13 protein-coding genes are annotated in these 16,763 nt (G+C 40.1%); 5 read left to right on the top strand and 8 right to left on the bottom strand.

The genetic code is table 11. The features are described from left to right. Nucleotides 1-5 precede the first annotated feature (5 nt). Together PHEP_RS07965 and PHEP_RS07960 are read left to right on the top strand one after the other, a co-directional pair. Complete coding sequence (locus PHEP_RS07965; RefSeq protein WP_015807420.1) at nucleotides 6-2,009, top strand: DUF3857 domain-containing protein; 2,004 nt, start codon at nucleotides 6-8, stop codon at nucleotides 2,007-2,009. Continuing rightward, nucleotides 2,009-3,907 carry a DUF3857 domain-containing protein gene (locus tag PHEP_RS07960; protein WP_015807419.1) on the top strand — a complete coding sequence of 633 codons (1,899 nt, stop codon included), beginning with the start codon at nucleotides 2,009-2,011 and terminating at the stop codon, nucleotides 3,905-3,907. Before PHEP_RS07965 ends, PHEP_RS07960 begins: the two co-directional genes overlap by 1 nt. A 10-nt stretch (nucleotides 3,908-3,917) precedes the next feature. On the opposite strand, the gene PHEP_RS07955 is transcribed toward PHEP_RS07960, so the two are convergent. Next, complete coding sequence (locus PHEP_RS07955) at nucleotides 3,918-5,192, bottom strand: M16 family metallopeptidase (RefSeq protein WP_015807418.1); 1,275 nt, start codon at nucleotides 5,190-5,192, stop codon at nucleotides 3,918-3,920. Next, nucleotides 5,185-6,429 (bottom strand): M16 family metallopeptidase, encoded by a 1,245-nt coding sequence (locus PHEP_RS07950; RefSeq protein WP_015807417.1) that lies wholly within the window; start codon nucleotides 6,427-6,429, stop codon nucleotides 5,185-5,187. Before PHEP_RS07950 ends, PHEP_RS07955 begins: the two co-directional genes overlap by 8 nt. Nucleotides 6,430-6,538: 109 nt before the next feature. Between PHEP_RS07950 and mqnC the strand changes: the two genes are divergently transcribed. Next, a complete protein-coding gene (gene mqnC / locus PHEP_RS07945; protein ID WP_015807416.1) occupies nucleotides 6,539-7,663 on the top strand; it encodes a cyclic dehypoxanthinyl futalosine synthase in 1,125 nt (374 codons plus the stop codon). A 62-nt stretch (nucleotides 7,664-7,725) separates the two neighbouring features. Here mqnC and PHEP_RS07940 read toward each other — a convergent pair whose 3' ends face one another. Continuing rightward, nucleotides 7,726-8,580, bottom strand: a complete 855-nt coding sequence (locus PHEP_RS07940) for a ferritin-like domain-containing protein (RefSeq protein ID WP_015807415.1) — start codon at nucleotides 8,578-8,580, stop codon at nucleotides 7,726-7,728. 17 nt (nucleotides 8,581-8,597) lie between these two features. After that, nucleotides 8,598-9,320, bottom strand: coding sequence for a ferritin-like domain-containing protein (locus PHEP_RS07935; protein WP_015807414.1), 723 nt, complete (start codon nucleotides 9,318-9,320; stop codon nucleotides 8,598-8,600). A gap of 160 nt (nucleotides 9,321-9,480) precedes the next feature. Here PHEP_RS07935 and PHEP_RS07930 point away from each other — a divergent pair, with 160 nt between their 5' ends. Together PHEP_RS07930 and PHEP_RS07925 are read left to right on the top strand one after the other, a co-directional pair. Further along, nucleotides 9,481-10,260, top strand: a complete 780-nt coding sequence (locus PHEP_RS07930; protein ID WP_015807413.1) for a LytR/AlgR family response regulator transcription factor — start codon at nucleotides 9,481-9,483, stop codon at nucleotides 10,258-10,260. A 289-nt stretch (nucleotides 10,261-10,549) separates the two neighbouring features. Beyond that, entirely contained in the window at nucleotides 10,550-11,164 is a 615-nt protein-coding gene (locus tag PHEP_RS07925; protein WP_238326451.1) for a histidine kinase, read from the top strand. Nucleotides 11,165-11,418: 254 nt separating this feature from the next. Here the strand turns inward: PHEP_RS07925 and PHEP_RS07920 are convergent, their stop codons facing one another. From PHEP_RS07920 to PHEP_RS07905, 4 genes are read right to left on the bottom strand one after another with little or no spacing between them, the layout of a single operon-like run. Then, nucleotides 11,419-12,693: a M28 family metallopeptidase gene (locus PHEP_RS07920; protein ID WP_015807411.1), complete on the bottom strand. Its 1,275-nt coding sequence runs from the start codon at nucleotides 12,691-12,693 to the stop codon at nucleotides 11,419-11,421. Further along, nucleotides 12,683-14,536, bottom strand: coding sequence for a CocE/NonD family hydrolase (locus PHEP_RS07915; protein ID WP_015807410.1), 1,854 nt, complete (start codon nucleotides 14,534-14,536; stop codon nucleotides 12,683-12,685). Before PHEP_RS07915 ends, PHEP_RS07920 begins: the two co-directional genes overlap by 11 nt. A 9-nt stretch (nucleotides 14,537-14,545) precedes the next feature. Further along, nucleotides 14,546-16,015 (bottom strand): glycoside hydrolase family 28 protein, encoded by a 1,470-nt coding sequence (locus PHEP_RS07910; protein ID WP_015807409.1) that lies wholly within the window; start codon nucleotides 16,013-16,015, stop codon nucleotides 14,546-14,548. 6 nt (nucleotides 16,016-16,021) lie between these two features. Beyond that, nucleotides 16,022-16,762: a glycosyl hydrolase family 28 protein gene (locus PHEP_RS07905; RefSeq protein ID WP_015807408.1), complete on the bottom strand. Its 741-nt coding sequence runs from the start codon at nucleotides 16,760-16,762 to the stop codon at nucleotides 16,022-16,024. Nucleotide 16,763 lies beyond the last annotated feature (1 nt).

Below are 16,763 nucleotides of genomic sequence, written 5' to 3'. Positions count from 1 at the left end.
CTCTTATGCGCAAGAAAAATCTACTCGTATTATGCCTATTGCTACTGGTATCGTTCTCGTATGCCCAGGAAAATGTAGTCAGCAAATCAAAAACCTTCAAATATGGAAAAATAGAACCCGCCGAATTTGACAGTAAAGGAAGTGGTGCGGATTCGGCTGCAGCAGCCCTGATCTTGTTTGATGTAGGGAGAGGATATTTTGAGCTCAGCCCTAAGACCGGTGACTTTGCATTCGTTTTTGAAAGACATATCCGTTACAAGATCATCAATAAGAGCGGGTACGATTACGGAAACCTGGAACTGAGGTTTTACAAACAAAATTCTTCGGAAGAAAAGCTGGACTACATGGATGCGGCCACATATAACCTTGAAGGTGATAAAATTGTGATCAGCAAGATAAATAAAGATGCCAAATTCTCAGAAAAACAGGATAAAAATTTTACGCTTAAAAAGTTTGCCCTGCCCAATGTAAAAGAAGGATCTATTGTTGAATATAAATACAAAACAAAATCCGATTTTATCTTTAACCTGCAGCCCTGGTATTTTCAGAGAAGCATCCCTACCCTATATTCTGAGTACGAAGTCAATATTCCGGAATATTACAAATACAAGATAAGATCTGGCGGGTACCTGTTTTTAAACCCCAAACAGGAATATGTGAACGAAACTTTTAGTTCGAGCGCAGGAACACTGAATGCCTCATGCTTAAAACTGCATTATCAGGTTGAAAATGTGCCGGGTTTAAAGAAAGAGAATTTCATTACTACGATGGAAGATTATGTGAGCAAAGTAGGTTTTGAACTGAGCTCTGTAACAGTACCCGGACAGGTTTACAGGGAATTTACTTCTTCCTGGCCAAAAATTGTTACCGGACTTAAAACAGAAGAAAACTTCGGGGCTTTTATAAATAAAAAAAGTTACAGCAAAAGCATTTTAAAGGACATTGTAAAAACTGCAACACAGCCTGATACGGTATTACAGCTCATTTTTAACTATGTAAAAAATAACATTAAATGGGACGGTAATTACCGCTTGTATACTTCGGAAACCAGCCCAAAAAACATATTTGAGAAGAAAACCGGTAACTCGGCCGATATTAACCTTTGTCTGCTCACACTTTTAAATGAAGCAAACATTACAGCATCACCGGTTTTACTGAGTACAAGGGAAAATGGGGCACATCCTGGTTTTCCAATGATTACGGATTTTAACAATGTGATCGTTCAGGCCGAAATTGGCGATAAAATGATCCTTTTGGACGCCACAGATAAAGACCACGCCCTGAACATGATTGCCTATGAAAACCTAAACCATCAGGGCTTAAAAGTAAACCTGCCTGATGCCACTGCTGCATGGATATCACTGGACGAGGCCAATCTGAGCAAGACAAACATCAATTTAATGCTGACTCTGGACAAAGAAAACAAATTCAGTGGTAAACTGTATCTGTCGTCTACCCATTATGAGGCTTTAAACCGCAGGGGAAAATACCGTTCGGCGACAAATGAGACTGATTTTCTGAAAGATTATAAAACCGACAGACCGGGTCTTGGTATAAAAAACTATCAGATCCAGAACCTGGCCAACCTGGCCGAACCTTTGGTGGAAAGCATGGATGTAACCATTGAGGACAATGTGGAAGAAGCCGGAAACCTGGCCTATTTTGCCCCGCTATTGTTTGAAAGGACAAAGGAAAATCCCTTTAAACTGGAAGAAAGGATTTATCCGGTCGACTTTGCTTATCCTAAGGAAGAAAATTACCGCATCACAATCGATTTTCCAAAAGAATACCATTTGGATAAATCGCCCAAAAATGAAAAAGTAGTTTTACCGGATGATGCTGCTTCCTTTGTTTTCATGTTTGCTGCTGAAGAAAATAAGCTGATGATCACCAGCAAAATATCCTTGAAAAAAGCATTCTTCACGCCGGAAGAATACCACTACTTAAAAGAGCTTTTTAAGAATATTGTAAGAAAACAGGCAGAACAAATTGTATTTAAGAAAAGTTAATGATGAAACAACCTTTCCTTTTGATAGTTTCCTTGCTTGCCCTTTCGAGGGTAAATGCCCAGGAGATTTATGATGTCAGTAAAATTCCTGCTGAACTGCTGAAAAATGCTTCTGTTGTGATCAGAAATGAAGAGCAGGTTTATGAAGTGAAAAATCCGGGAACTGCGGTTTTAACTTACAAAACTGCCATAACCATATTGAATAAGAACGGGGAGTCGGCCTCTAACATGCACGAATTTTATGATAAATTTTCAGGTATTTCCAGTCTGAAAGCTACGTTGTATAACGACAAGGGAATCAAAATAAAGGATTACAAAAGTTCGGATTTTAAGGACAGAAGTGCGGTTTCTGATGGAACGCTGTACCAGGACGACAGGGTAAAATATCTCGATTTTATGTATACCGACTATCCCTATACCATAGCATACAGTTACACGGTAGATTATAGTGGTATCCGTTCGTACCCGACCTGGTACCCGGCAAGTAACTGGGGCTACGCGGTAGAGCAATCGAATTATATTTTCAGGATTCCTGAAACAATGACGTTTAAATACCTTAAAAGCAAAAATGTAAAGACCGACTCAATAAAAATAAAGGATAAGATCCAGTACCAATGGAGCTGTAAAAATGTGCCTGCCCTGGAATACGAACCGATGAGTATGGGTTTAAAGAATGTAATGCCTTGGGTTTCTGTTGCTCCAAACCAATTTGAATTTGACAATTCAAAAGCGAACATAGAAACCTGGGCCAGCCTGGGTTCCTGGCTCTTTAACCTGAGCAGCGGTATGCAGGTGCTTCCTGAAGGCGCAAAAACGAAAATACAGGGCCTGCTGAAAACAGCCAAAGACCCAAAAGAAAAAATCAGGATATTGTATAATTATTTGCAATCAAATACCAGATATGTGGGGGTGCAGCTGGGTATAGGGGGTTACAAACCCATTGCTGCCGAAAAAGTAGCTGCTGTAAATTACGGCGACTGCAAGGGCTTATCTAACTACATGAAGGCCATGCTGCAGGAGGCTGGGATCAAATCGGACCTGGTGATCCTTGGCAATGATATGCCTTCTATAAATAAACAATATGCCAGCATGAACCAGACCAACCACATGATCCTTTGTGTGCCGCTTGAAAAAGATACGGTATGGCTGGAGTGTACCAGTCAGCTGATGCCAGCCGGTTTTATAGGCAATTCCAATTCGAACAGGACCGTATTGCTGATCACTGAAAATGGGGGCAAACTGGTACAGACACCAGTGTACGATCCGGCCAGCAACTACCAGAAGCGCAGTACAAAAGTAAACCTGGATGAAGAAGGTTCGGCATTGGTGAGCATTGAAACCCAGTATGCGAATGCCCAGTACGAAGACAATGTGGCCATGCTGCTTATAGATCCCACAGCGCAGCGAAAAAGGATCATGAACTCACTGAGCATTCCAAACATGCAGATCGGGACCCTCAGTTATACACAACCGGATAAAAATGCAGCGGTATTGAATGAGCAGATAGGCTTAAAATGCACACAGCTGCTGACTAAGGGCGGGGATAAGTTATTTATGACCTTAAATTTGTTAAACAGGCAGGAAACAGCGGTAACAGCCCTGGAAGACCGCAAAACTTTTTTCAGTATCGATTACAGCTTTAATGATGAAGATGAGATCGTTTATACCATACCTAAAGGGTATAAGGTAGAGTTTATGCCTAAAGATGTGCTGATCGAATCGGAATTCGGAAGGTATACGGCAAAGGTAGTGGCGAAAGACAATACCCTGGTCTATACCCGTACAAAAACAATGACCAGCAAGGCTTATCCACCAGAAAAGTATAACGACTTTGTGGCCTTTCATAAAAAGATCTATCAGGCCGATAAACAAAAAGGTATCCTGGCTAAAATAGAATAGCCAGGATATTTTATTTTTTACCTACCACTACTTTAGTGAAGCTATCGGTATTGAGGTATTTACCTGCCAGTTCATTGAGATCTGCCGGCGTGATGGATTTTACGGTTGCTATATATTTTTCATAGTAACGGTAATCCAGACCTGAGAAATACACATTTTTAAACTTATCGGCATGGGAAAAAGCATTTTCAAGGCTGCCCAGCATAGCACCCAGCATGTAATTTCTTACCAGTTCCAGTTCATCTTCGCTAACCAGTTCTGTTTTAAGAATATTGATCTCTTTTTCAATTTCGGCTATTGCACTGTTGCATACGGCTACCCCTACTTCGGTGGCGATAAAGAAATAACCTGCATCTTTTAAAGAGGCCACGGCAGAACCAATCCCATAAGTATAGCCTTTATCTTCGCGGATATTGGCCATTAACCTGGAACCAAAATAGCCACCAAGCAGGCAATTTAATACCTGGAAACCGGCAAAATCGGGGTGGCTGCGCGTAATGGCCAGGCTCCCCATTCGGATGGCCGACTGTATGGCTTCAGGTTTTTCGATCAGGATATCGCCTTTGGCGCTATGGGTAAAACTGAATTTGTTGGTTGCTGAGGCGGCTTTATTGTCCCAATCCTTACCCATAATGCTGTTCAGGGTATCAAATTCCCTTTGTTCAAACTTACCGGCTACAAAGATGGTACAGTTCTGTGGTTTGTAAGCTGCTTTAAAATAGTTTAACAGCTCTTCTCTTTTTAGGGCATCATAATCTGCCGGTCCAATATTGGAACCATAAGGGCTATCGCCAAAAAGTGCATGGGCAAAATGTTTCCTGGCCAGGAAATCGTTCTTTTGAAGGTTTACCTGCAGGGATTGCTTCTGATTCTGGATAAAGATACCCAGCTCCTGTTCCGGAAAAATGCTTTCATTGAGGATAGACCTGACAATCGGCAATACGGAAGCCAGGTGTTTATTGAGGGTATACAGTTTCACACAGGTTTGATCGGCCCCGTATTCTGTCTGCAAAAAGGCACCATAATAATCGACCTTATCGGCTATTTCTTTAGCTGTAAGGTTGGCCGTACCATTGTTGACGAGGTGGCTTACCCCTATAGCCTGCAAAGGCTTTGAGGCATCCCAGTTTACATTTTCAAATATAAATTCAATACGCACCAGTTGCTGCTTACCTGCATTGATGGTAAAAACCGGTATACCGTTGTCCAGCTGCTGTTTTAAGGGTTCAATAAAATTAATTTCATCAACCTGTTTTGATTCCGGGGCTAGTGTACGGTTAAGCATCTTTGACAGTTAAATAGTATAAAGTTGAACATTGTGTTTTCACAAAGGTTTTTTTGGCAGCCTGCAGGATACGCTGGGGACTAACTGCCAGATATTTGTCGATCTCTGTATTCAGGCCGGCTGCATCACCGAGCAGCTCATAATAAGCGAGGTTCATGGCCTTATCCAGCAGGTTCATCTCGGCAAATACCATAATAGATTCTGACTTGTTTTTCACTTTAGTGATCTCTTCGTCGGTAACCGGTTCTTCGGTAAGTTTGTCCAGTTCCTTCCAGATGGCGTTTTCTGCAGTATCCATGCTGACCCCTTCAACCAGCTTACCTTCAATGACAAACAAACCCTCGTCTATGCTGCTGGTAATGTAAGCGTGGATATCGCTGAACAGCTGCTGCTCTTTGAGCAGGCTGTTGTATAACCTGGACGACTGCCCTTGTGAGAGCACGTCTGACATGAGGTCATATACCTGGTAGTCACGGTCTTTTCTGGCAGGCATTTTAAAGGCCATATAAATGGCATTTAAAGGTACATCGGCAGTAAGCCTTTCTTTTCTTTCTTCAGTCTGGGCGGGTTCTGCAGGCAGGTTTCTCAGGTATTTTTCTCCTGCCGGGATAGCAGCAAACCACTTTTCGGCCAGGGCTTTTACCGCTTCAGTTTTTACATTTCCACCTACAACCATAATGGCATTCTGGGGATTATAATGTTTTTTGAAAAATGCTTTCACATCTTCCATTTTAGCGTTTTCAATTTGCGCCAGGTCCTGCCCGATGGTTGCCCAGCGATAAGGGTGTGTAGTGTAGGCCAGCGGCCTCAATTTTAACCATACATCGCCATAGGGCTGGTTCAGGTAACGTTGTTTAAACTCCTCACAAACTACATTGCGCTGGGTTTCCAGACTTTTTTCAGAAAAAGCCAGGCTTAGCATGCGGTCGCTTTCCAGCCAGAAGGCCGTTTCCAGGTTTACAGCCGGCAGCGTAATGTAATAATTGGTGATGTCGTTGCTGGTGAAGGCATTGTTTTCGCCCCCTACACGCTGTAGGGGTTCATCGTAACTTGGTATATTCACCGAGCCCCCGAACATGAGGTGTTCAAACAAATGCGCAAAGCCTGTTCTGCCGGCTTCTTCGTCCCTGGCGCCTACATCATATAAAATGTTTAACACCGCCATGGGCGTTGTATCATCTTCATGTACCAGTACACGAAGGCCGTTGGCCAGTGTAAAACGGTTAAAATCTACCATAAATTGAAAAATAATTGCGGCAAAGATAGGAATTATGAGGTGGCGAATTGTGATAATAATGTGAAATAAAAAGAAAAGATCTTATGGCAATTTTAGTTAATTTTGTAACATGAATACTGCCGAATTATTACAAAGGGCTTTGCACTTCGACTTTCTAACCAAAGAAGAGGGTGTGTTTTTATATCATCATGCAGCAACAGCTGAACTGGCTTATGTGGCCAATGAATTGAGAAAAAAGCAGGTACCAAGTGGAAAAGTGACCTGGCAGATAGACAGGAACGTCAATACCACCAATGTATGTATTGCCAACTGTAAATTCTGTAATTTCTTCAGGCGCCCGGGCCACGAGGAAAGTTATATTACCGATATTGAAACCTATAAGCAAAAAATAGAAGAGACATTCAGGCTGGGCGGCGACCAGCTGCTCTTACAGGGTGGCCACCACCCTGAGCTGGGCCTGAAATTCTATGCAGACCTGTTTAAACAGCTGAAAGAATTGTATCCCGACCTGAAGCTGCATGCGCTTGGTCCGCCCGAAATTGCGCATGTAGCCAAGCTGGAAGGGCTTTCACATACTGAAGTTTTAACTGCCCTAAAAGCAGCTGGCATGGATTCTTTGCCCGGGGCCGGTGCAGAAATTTTGAACGACAGGGTGAGAAGGCTGATCTCTAAAGGAAAATGCGGGGGTCAGGAATGGCTGGATGTCATGCGGGCAGCGCACCAGCTGCACATTACCACTTCGGCAACCATGATGTTTGGTCATGTAGAAACCATAGAAGAGCGTTTTGAGCACCTGGTATGGATCAGGGAGGTACAAAGTGAAAAACCGGCTGATGCCAAGGGTTTTCTGGCTTTTATTCCATGGCCTTTCCAGGATGATGGTACCTTGCTGAAACGTTTAAGGGGTATCAGCAACAATGTTTCGGGCGATGAATACATCAGGATGCTGGCTTTAAGCCGCATCATGCTGCCCAACATCAAAAATATACAGGCATCCTGGCTTACAGTGGGCAAAAATGTGGCAGAACTTTGTCTGCATGCCGGGGCAAATGATTTTGGTTCCATTATGATTGAAGAAAATGTGGTATCTGCTGCCGGTGCCCCGCATCGTTTTACAGCAAAAGGCATACAGGATGCGATCAGGGAAGCCGGATTTGAGCCACAGTTAAGGGGGCAGCAGTACAACTACCGCGACCTGCCCGATCACCTGGAAGAGCAGGTGATCAATTACTAAGTTTACAAAAAAAGGAAGAGGACTTTCGCCCTCTTCCCCATCTTAAAATAAACAAACCAATCTTATAATTTAAATCCTGTTCTCAGGAACAGGTTGGCAATGGCTACCACTTCAGTTTTGGTTAAGAATTCATCAAAACTTTCAACCGCAGCTGCTTTAGTTACCCCATTTGCAATACCGGTAATGGTGATGCCTGCCTGTACATCTGTATTTTCACGTACATAAACCGCATCAACTGCCGAAACACCGGTATCATTGGCGATACCACCCGGGCCTAAGCTGATCCATGGTTTTAAACCCGTTGCACCATTGGCAGCAAGCATCTGACGGATATGTGAAGCATGACGGGCCTCTACAGAATGGATCTGCAATGCAGTAGTCAGCACCGCATTCCCCTTCAATGCCGGAGCCTGTCCTTTATAGGCCCTTACCCCTGTATCTTCAAATCCCAATGCTACTTTTAAGAAAGTTACATAATCGTCATAAACCAGGGGAAAGGTTCCGCCCGCAGTAAAATCGGTCATGGCATAAGTAATTTCTGCCCGTGCAGCACTACCCAGCGCCCCTTTTAATAAATTAACATGCGCCAACTCATGATCGCGGATGGTAGTGATGGCCGTTTTAGGCGCTCCTGCCGGAATGGCCAGGTTTGGTGCTGCCACCAATGCATGGTTATAAAAGTGATATTCCAGGTATTCCAGTGCCAAAGCAAAGTTTAGCACATCTGTTACCGCAGCAGGCGTAGTTTGGCCATAGGCTTTCTGGAACATGGAGCCCATTGCCAAAGGCAAGGCAGCCAATGAGATTTTTTTACCCATATTGAAAAAATCTTTCATGGCGGCCCTTCTAGGGTTTATACGCTCATAGATCTCTCCGTCAACCTTTTCAATTTCTTCTAATATATTTACGATATTCATGATTTCTGGTTTTAAGGTTAAAGATTGATTACATTAATTTTAGTTTTGATATACTTGCCGGCAATACCCAACACTTTATCTGGTGTTAATGCACCATCCAGGCCACCTGCCGGGTTAGAATTCAGGGCAGTAAGGTCATTTAAGTCTGCAAAGCTCCCGTTGGAAATTAAATCCCTGACATAAGCGGCATGACGGGCCTCTACGGAAACGATCTGTCCGGCTAAAACCAGGTAAGTATCAGTTTTAATCCTTACCCCAGCACCGTTATAGGCTGCAACTCCCAGATCTTCAAAAGCCTTTGCTGCACCCAGCACACTTGCACGGTCAGTAAAGTTTATACTTGAAAAATCGACCTCCAGGCTACCTATAGCAGCCGGGCCCAATGCTTTTTTAAAGAATTCCCTATGGGCAATTTCATGAAACTGGATGTCCTGGAAATAAGCTTTTTCTGTAGCGCTAAATGTAGACGGTGGATTGGAGGCCACCTGCACGTAAAATGCAGCTTCCAGTTGTTCTAAAGCATAAGCATAATTCAATACGCCAAAATCATCTTTAAAATCCAGTATAGTACCTGTCATTGGGTTTCCGCCACGGTCTTTTTTACAGCCTGCAGCGATTAAAGCAATTCCGGCAGCACCCGCGCCAGCATATTTCAAAAAGGAACGGCGTTGCAGGCTGGCTGTGAGTATACTGCTCTCCTCGAGAACCATATCCAGCTTTTCTTGTTCTAAATTTTTCATAGTAGTTTTAATTTTAAGGTTTTAGGTCATTTTAATGTAAATGGCTTTATCCCACTTACGAAAGAAAAAAGCGCTTGGTTTTCTTGACCTGCTTTATTTATTAAAAAAATAGGGATATGGCATTTTTTTAATAAATTCACCCATATTAACATTTGGAACCGTGCTGAATACAATTATTGTAGACGATGAAGAATTTGCCCGTTCTTCTCTGTATTTTCTATTACAGGAAAATTGTGGGGAGGTACATATTTCGGGTATAGCAAAATCTGTAGCTGAAGCCCGGAATTTGCTGACCCAGCATGCTGTAGACCTCATCTTCCTGGATATAGCCATGCCTGGTGAAAATGGCTTTGAACTCATTCCTTATGCCCAATCGAATAATGCGCACATCATTTTTACTACGGCTTACGACCAGTATGCACTTAAAGCCATTAAAGCCAATGCGCTTGACTATTTACTGAAGCCCATTGATATTGATGAACTGAAAATTGCGGTTGCTAAAGCAGTAAGGTTTATTGCACTAAATAAAAAAGAGAATAACCGCAATGAAAGCCTTCAGAGCCTGGCGGTTAATCTGGCTGAGCGAAACGAAATCCGAAAAATCAGTCTCCCGAATGGTCAGGGCTATTCGCTGGTGAACATTGATGACATTATCCACATCGCGGCAGACAGCAATTATTCTGTTTTTTATTTTGCCAACAAGGATAAAATTACCGTTTCCAAAGTTTTAAAGGAGTACGAAGAGATCCTGCCCGACCACCAGTTTGTAAGGATCCATAAATCGAGCATTGTTAATCTCAATTACCTGAAAGAATACAATTCAAAGAATGGTCTTGAAGTGATCCTTAAAAACGGGGAAAAAATAGCGGTATCGAGGAGGCGTGCCAGTGAATTTGTGGAAAAGGTTAAATTGTATACCAGTTTTGATCATGATAAATAAACGGCTAAACTTGACAGGAAAGTTTTTAACCCTTGTAATTCTGTTGTTGACAAACAGCTCCCGAACCTATGCTCAGATTACAAATTTACTGCAGGAAAAAATAAACAGTGGCCACAGGAATATTTCTGCAATAGTTAATTTTTCATTAAAAAAAAACTTTTGGGAAACAACTTTGGTTTTGGCGGGCATTTTTTTGCTGGCTGGCGTTATTTACAAGATAGCAGTGGTGGTTACTAAAATTCAGAAAAACAAGGAGCAGGAACAACTACTTTTAAAAAACAAGATATTAATGCTCGAACTACGCTCATTACAGATGATGATGAACCCTCATTTTGTTTTTAATGTAATGAATTCCATTCAGCATTACATCAACACAAAGGATAGCAATTCAGCAAATAAGATACTCACCGGCTTTGCAAAGCTAATCAGGATGAACCTGGAGATCTGTACAAAAAGCTTCATCAGTCTGTACGAGGAGCTCGAATACCTTGAGCTCTATCTTAGTCTGGAGAAAAAAAGACTCGGTGAAAAGTTTAAGTACCACATATACCTGCAAAACACAATTGATAAAGAAGAGACATTAATTCCTTCTATGATCCTTCAACCCTATATAGAAAATGCGATATGGCATGGCTTAATGCCCAAAGAAGATGGTGGCAAACTGGACATACGAATAGCTTTTAAAGGAGAAGATCACCTGGTGATTGAAATCATCGACGATGGCATTGGTATCGACAATTCTATGAAAAGTAAAAAAGGTCATCACATCAGCAAAGGCATGAGCCTTACGCGGGAACGCATTAACCTTTTAAATCAAGTTGAGCCAAATCCAATACGGATTGATGTTAAGCAAAACGGTATTTCGGGCACTTTTGTATCTATTCTCATCCCATTAAAAAGATAATTTACCGTTTACTCAATTATCCATACCACTTACTAAATTTAAATTAATCATTATAAAAACTAACATTAACTTGTTATATGTTTTTGTTACAAACAGAAGTTTGTAATAACGTTCTTATAGGATTGATCAAAGATATTTTTTACCTAACCTAAAACTATATCTCAATTCAGGTTTCATTTGTGTGTTAAAAAATGGTAAAGTTCATAGCTTTACCATTTTTTTTTACCCCTATTACAGCTGATTGACAAGGTTTTTTAAAAATGATCCATATATCGGATCAGCAACCTGGCATAGCTATTAAACCTTGTAAAAGGCAGTGTTTCATACCGGTCGTAAACATCATGATAAGCATCAATGCCCCCAAGTGTATAAAAAAAGAAACAAGGGACTGATTTTTCAAAAAACGGATAATGATCAGAACGATTCATAGGTCCCCTCACCAATACCTGAGGCAATAGCTCATTATCTTTATTCATCTTAACCAATGTATCAAACTCCCGTTTAAATTCTGTTCCATTGACCACCTGAACTCCTTCATCACCAGTTCCAGCCATATCTAAATTCAACAGAAATTTGATCTTACTTAAATCCAGTAGAGGGTTACTCACATAATGCTTAGAACCCAATAAACCAATTTCTTCTCCTGAAAAAGCTAAGAATACAACATTATATTTAGGCGCATTTGTAGCATAATACTTTGCTAAATACATCAACATAGCTGTCCCACTAGCATTGTCATTTGCTCCTGGAAAATATACTTTTTTACCCATCGCACCAATATGATCATAATGAGCAGTAACAACAATCGTAGAATCAGAAGAACTTGTCCCTTTGATAAAGCCGCATACATTTTGGGTCCGGTATTGCGGAATTAATTTAGGGGCAATTTTAACATGAGCAACATTTTTAACTTTTGGATCCAACCATAAAGACCGCGTATTGATACTTGCCTTTTCATTTTGATAAGTTAATGATCTCCATTTCAATTTTTGCTGCGAATTTAAAATAAGTCCTTTATGAAATCCTGCTTTTTTCAATTGATCTGTAACCTCTTTTAGCTGCGGGGCTTTCATATGCTTCAAAGCCAAATCTTCATCGATATATAAAAATTTATTTTCATAATTCGAATTGTTAAGTATGGCTTCAACAGCTTGTTTATCCGATGACTTCAATTCCAAGACTTCTATATCGAATGTTCCCTCTATCGCCGGGGATGCTGCATCTACTAAATAATTTATTGCCGGATGATATTCCTTACCATTGATGCTTACTTTTGGTTCGGTAGGAAATGTATTCGCCGATAAATTGTAATATTGAAAATAATCATCCCCGAGCGGTTGAATTTGATATTTCTTAAATTCTTTTCTTATAAAATTGGCAGCTTTACGATCACCATCAAAAACATATCCCCTTCCATGATATGGCTTAGACGTTAATTCCCTGACAACATAACGGGCGTACTCCTCTTGTGCTTGTGCTTGTAAAAAGCAAAAAAATATAACGCAATAAACTAGAATTCTAATTTTCATCTGATTTAATAATTGGTAATATAATTTGTGAAGGATATTCTTTGCTAAAATAAATTCGATGCTCCTGTTTCAAGAAATCATTATCATTAGCCTCATTAATATTTAAAAATTGCTGTGGATTGCGATCAACGAGTGGAAACCAGGTACTTTGAATCTGTACCATTATCTTATGGCCTTTTTTAAACACATGAGCTGCATCCTGCATATCAAAACGCAACTTTGTAACTGTATTTGGTTTTAGGGCTTTAGGTTTAGAAAAGCTATCCCTAAATTTTGCCCGCATTACTTCCCCTCGAACTAAAAGCTGATAGTCTGCCATCGCAGACTTACTGTTATAAGGGTGTAAGTCGATTAACTTAACGATAAAATCTGCATCTGTACCTGTTGTCGATATATAAAGTTCAGCTTGTAAATTGCCGCCAATTTTAACATCTTGTGTTAAAACGTCAGACTCATAGACTAATACATCCGGTCTTTTTGCTGCAAAATATTGGTCCTCAAACATATATTTATATCCTCTAAAAACAGTTTTTTCATTGGTATAGGGAACCGGTTTATTAGGATCACTTATATAAGCATCAAATGTAATTTGGCTACTATCCGGGCGATCAAATGACAGCTTGTTTCCCTGGTTGAGGTATAGGGATTGCGGCTTTACAGCTGCAGAGGGCCATTGCTGAAAAGAGGCCCACTGATTACTTCCCGTAAAAAATATCTTAGCTGCTGGTAGATTATCCGTTTGAGTACCTTTTAAATACTTTTTGAAAAACGGCAATTCCATATCTTCCCGAAACTGTTTCGCGGTGGCTTGACTAAAATTAACGTCGTTCAAGGAGTCTCCTAAGCCACGGGTCCAGGAACCATGAAACCAGGGGCCCATGACAAGATGTGTTGAACCAGAAGATTTCAACCTGGCTAAATGTGCGTAAGTTTTCAAAGGACCATAAAGGTCTTCCTGATCAAACCATCCGCCAACAACCAATACTGCTGGTGCAATTTTTTTTATATGCTTCAGGTAATTCCTTGCTTCCCAATAATCGTTATAATCAGGATTGTCCATCATCTCATTCCATAACACACTTTTATTGTGAAGATATTTCGCATTAAAATTCTTTAAAGCACCGGTTTTTAAGTAAAAATTATAAGAATCCATATGACCATAATCACTAAAGCCACCCGGATGCCTGGTGGATATGGAGTCTCTTAATTTACCAAAGGAAGACAGGAATGAAAAACTACCCATCAGCATCAAAGCACCATTATGATGCCTGTCATCACCTAAAAACCAATCTGTTACGGGTGCTTGTGGAGATACAGCCTTTAAATTTGGATGACTGTTTATTAAGGCTAGAGAGGCATACATCCCTGGTGATGATATCCCCCAAATTCCAACCTTCTTATTTGATTTAATATTTTTTATCAGCCAGTCAATTGTATCATAAGTATCCGTAGACTCATCTGCCACTTTTTTCTTTTTAGAAGTATTTACAGGTCTGTTGGCAATAAAATCGCCTTCAGATTTATACTTCCCCCTTACATCCTGGTAAACAAATATAAAACCATCTCGTGCAAAGTCCATATTAGGACCAATTGGCACCTTCATATTTTGCACACCGTATGGCGCCAAACTATATGGTGTACGCATAAGCATTATCGGATAGGAATTTTCCTGATCTTTCGGCGCATAGATGGTCGTAAACAATTTCTTCCCATCACGCATCTTAATATACGTTTCTTCTTTTCTATAATTATTTTTAATGAATAAAGAATCTTCTTTGGATTGGGCTGAAAGCCCGATCCAAAAGAAGAGCAAACAAAATATGATTCGAATTGACAACATCATTAAAGAAATCTATTTACTAGAATCATTCACTATGATTTGTTTCTTGCTCCGTTTACCCTTTTCTTTAATATCCAATTTATCAAAGGTGTATCCATTAACGTGATCCAAAACCACCGAAGGGCGATAATCAGCATTCAAGGCAATTAACTTTACATTCTCGAAAGAAATATTCTTAGCATATTTAATGAAGAAACCCCATGCCGGAAGTTCTTTAAACTGCGAAAATTCAGGATAAGCATCCTTCATTTCAGGGATACCAGCCAAATCCTCTTTTGTAGTTCCTCTGAAAGCATAATTTGGATTTCCTCCACCTGGATATACGATTTCAACATTCTTCAATTTAATATTTTCAATAATCATATTTTTTAAACCCACTATACTCGAAGGAGAGATATTTCTGGGGTTATCTTCAATGGGGCCCTCATAAATATAACCACTATCAGGTTTATCTGCCGTAATTTGAGCATACAAATTTTGAATGGTTACATTTTTCATTCCTCCTATCCGCTGGTTATTCCACCTGGAGCCCATACGCAAGTAAATAGGATTTCCAGTATTATAAGCATACAAGCTATCTATTAAAATATCTTCGGCAACTCCTCCATCAGGACAAGCAATTGTAATTGCTGATCTAAACGTATTGTAAACCTTATTATTGATAATTTTCACATTTTTGTAACCACCCGCTGATACCGTTCCGAATTTGATCCCATTGGCACTTGAGCGGGCAACACAATTACGGATCTCTATATTTTCACATCGCTTTGTTCTATCATGTGATTTTAAACAGATGGCATCGTCCGCTGCATCGATAAAAGAATTTAACAATTTAAAGTCCTTACAATCCACAATATCAATACCGTCATTGTTCCAGAATTCGTTGCTTTTAACGGTAATGTTATTAATTAATACTTGTTGACATTGATCATATACCTGCACCCAGTCGGCTGCATTCCAAATGTTAATCCCATCAATATTTACCTGATTACATTCTCTAAAATAAATGGCTTTAGGACGACGATTGGTCGGACGGTCATTTTTAATGTCATCTACAATAAGTCCTTTATGAATTTGGTCAAGCAGGTCATAAGCTACCACCCGCCCCTGTCCTTCAATAACACCCTTACCTTTAATACCAATGTTATTTACCCCTTTAGCATATATTAAAGCCGGGTTGGGTACATCAATATTGTAGTCGTAAATATTTGTGGAACCCACGATAATCGCTCCTTCTTCTAAAAGGATAGTTACATTCGATTTGAGCTGAATGGTACCGGTCAGGTATCTGCCAACATAGAACCGCAGTGTTCCGCCCCCTTTTTCACTAATATAGTTTACTGCTTTTTGAATAGAGTTTGTATTCATCGTAGAGCCATTGGATTTTATTCCAAACAACGATGCGTTATAGATATTTTCAGAAAAAGCAGGAATTGAAAATAACAGGATTATAACGGTTAATATATGACGTATATTTTTCATTTTTTTTTATAAAGCAGGTTTTCCATTGGGTAAAATACATTTCTCTACTGACGAGAATTGATTGCTGTTATCCGATTCAATCCCCCTTCCGGAGGTCTCGATGAACAAGTTTTTTAACTTGATGGATTTTGAATTTATGAGTACAATTCCTTTACTGTCTTTTGCCACTTTACTGTTAATAATCTGACCTGAAAGCTCTAAATCATTAGTACCTACATACTTTTGCACAACCGCGGGCGAGTTGCTAAAGAAAATTCCGTCCACCTTTACCTGAGTACAATTTGTAAATGACAGCAATGACGGCATATACACCTCCTTGTTATCCGGTAAATATCCTTTTAAAATTAAGTCATTTAACTGGGTGAGATAAGGCCCTACCTGTCCCTGGATCACTCCCTTACCGATGATGCTGACATTTTCTGCTTTTTCAGCATTAATTAAAGCATATCCTGAACTATTTTTTAAATAATCATAGAAATTTGGACTGGCCAGCAATACTGCTCCCTCATGAAGTTCAATAGTAACATTCGATTTTAACTGTATTCCTCCGGTTAAATAACGTCCCACATAAAAATTTAACTTGCCTCCTCCCTTTTCTGCTATAAAGTTGATCGCATATTGAATGGACGATGTATTGTTGGTGACACCATCTGATACACATCCAAATAAAGATGCATTATATTCCAGTGCCTTTAATGGGCTCAGGAAGCAGAGGTGTATGAATAAAATGATGATAAGATTTTTCATG

Source organism: Pedobacter heparinus DSM 2366, from assembly GCF_000023825.1.
Classification (GTDB): Bacteria; Bacteroidota; Bacteroidia; order Sphingobacteriales; family Sphingobacteriaceae; genus Pedobacter; species Pedobacter heparinus.
The sequence above is the reverse complement of the archived record's forward strand: the minus strand, read 5'-3'. Positions and strand labels throughout refer to the sequence as shown.

Coding starts and splice junctions, on each gene's coding strand:
- PHEP_RS07965 (WP_015807420.1), top strand. CDS start 6: ATGCGCAAGAAAAATCTACTCGTATTATGCCTATTGCTACTGGTATCG.
- PHEP_RS07960 (WP_015807419.1), top strand. CDS start 2,009: ATGATGAAACAACCTTTCCTTTTGATAGTTTCCTTGCTTGCCCTTTCG.
- PHEP_RS07955 (WP_015807418.1), bottom strand. CDS start 5,192: ATGCTTAACCGTACACTAGCCCCGGAATCAAAACAGGTTGATGAAATT.
- PHEP_RS07950 (WP_015807417.1), bottom strand. CDS start 6,429: ATGGTAGATTTTAACCGTTTTACACTGGCCAACGGCCTTCGTGTACTG.
- mqnC (WP_015807416.1), top strand. CDS start 6,539: ATGAATACTGCCGAATTATTACAAAGGGCTTTGCACTTCGACTTTCTA.
- PHEP_RS07940 (WP_015807415.1), bottom strand. CDS start 8,580: ATGAATATCGTAAATATATTAGAAGAAATTGAAAAGGTTGACGGAGAG.
- PHEP_RS07935 (WP_015807414.1), bottom strand. CDS start 9,320: ATGAAAAATTTAGAACAAGAAAAGCTGGATATGGTTCTCGAGGAGAGC.
- PHEP_RS07925 (WP_238326451.1), top strand. CDS start 10,550: ATGCTCGAACTACGCTCATTACAGATGATGATGAACCCTCATTTTGTT.
- PHEP_RS07920 (WP_015807411.1), bottom strand. CDS start 12,693: ATGAAAATTAGAATTCTAGTTTATTGCGTTATATTTTTTTGCTTTTTA.
- PHEP_RS07915 (WP_015807410.1), bottom strand. CDS start 14,536: ATGATGTTGTCAATTCGAATCATATTTTGTTTGCTCTTCTTTTGGATC.
- PHEP_RS07910 (WP_015807409.1), bottom strand. CDS start 16,015: ATGAAAAATATACGTCATATATTAACCGTTATAATCCTGTTATTTTCA.
- PHEP_RS07905 (WP_015807408.1), bottom strand. CDS start 16,762: ATGAAAAATCTTATCATCATTTTATTCATACACCTCTGCTTCCTGAGC.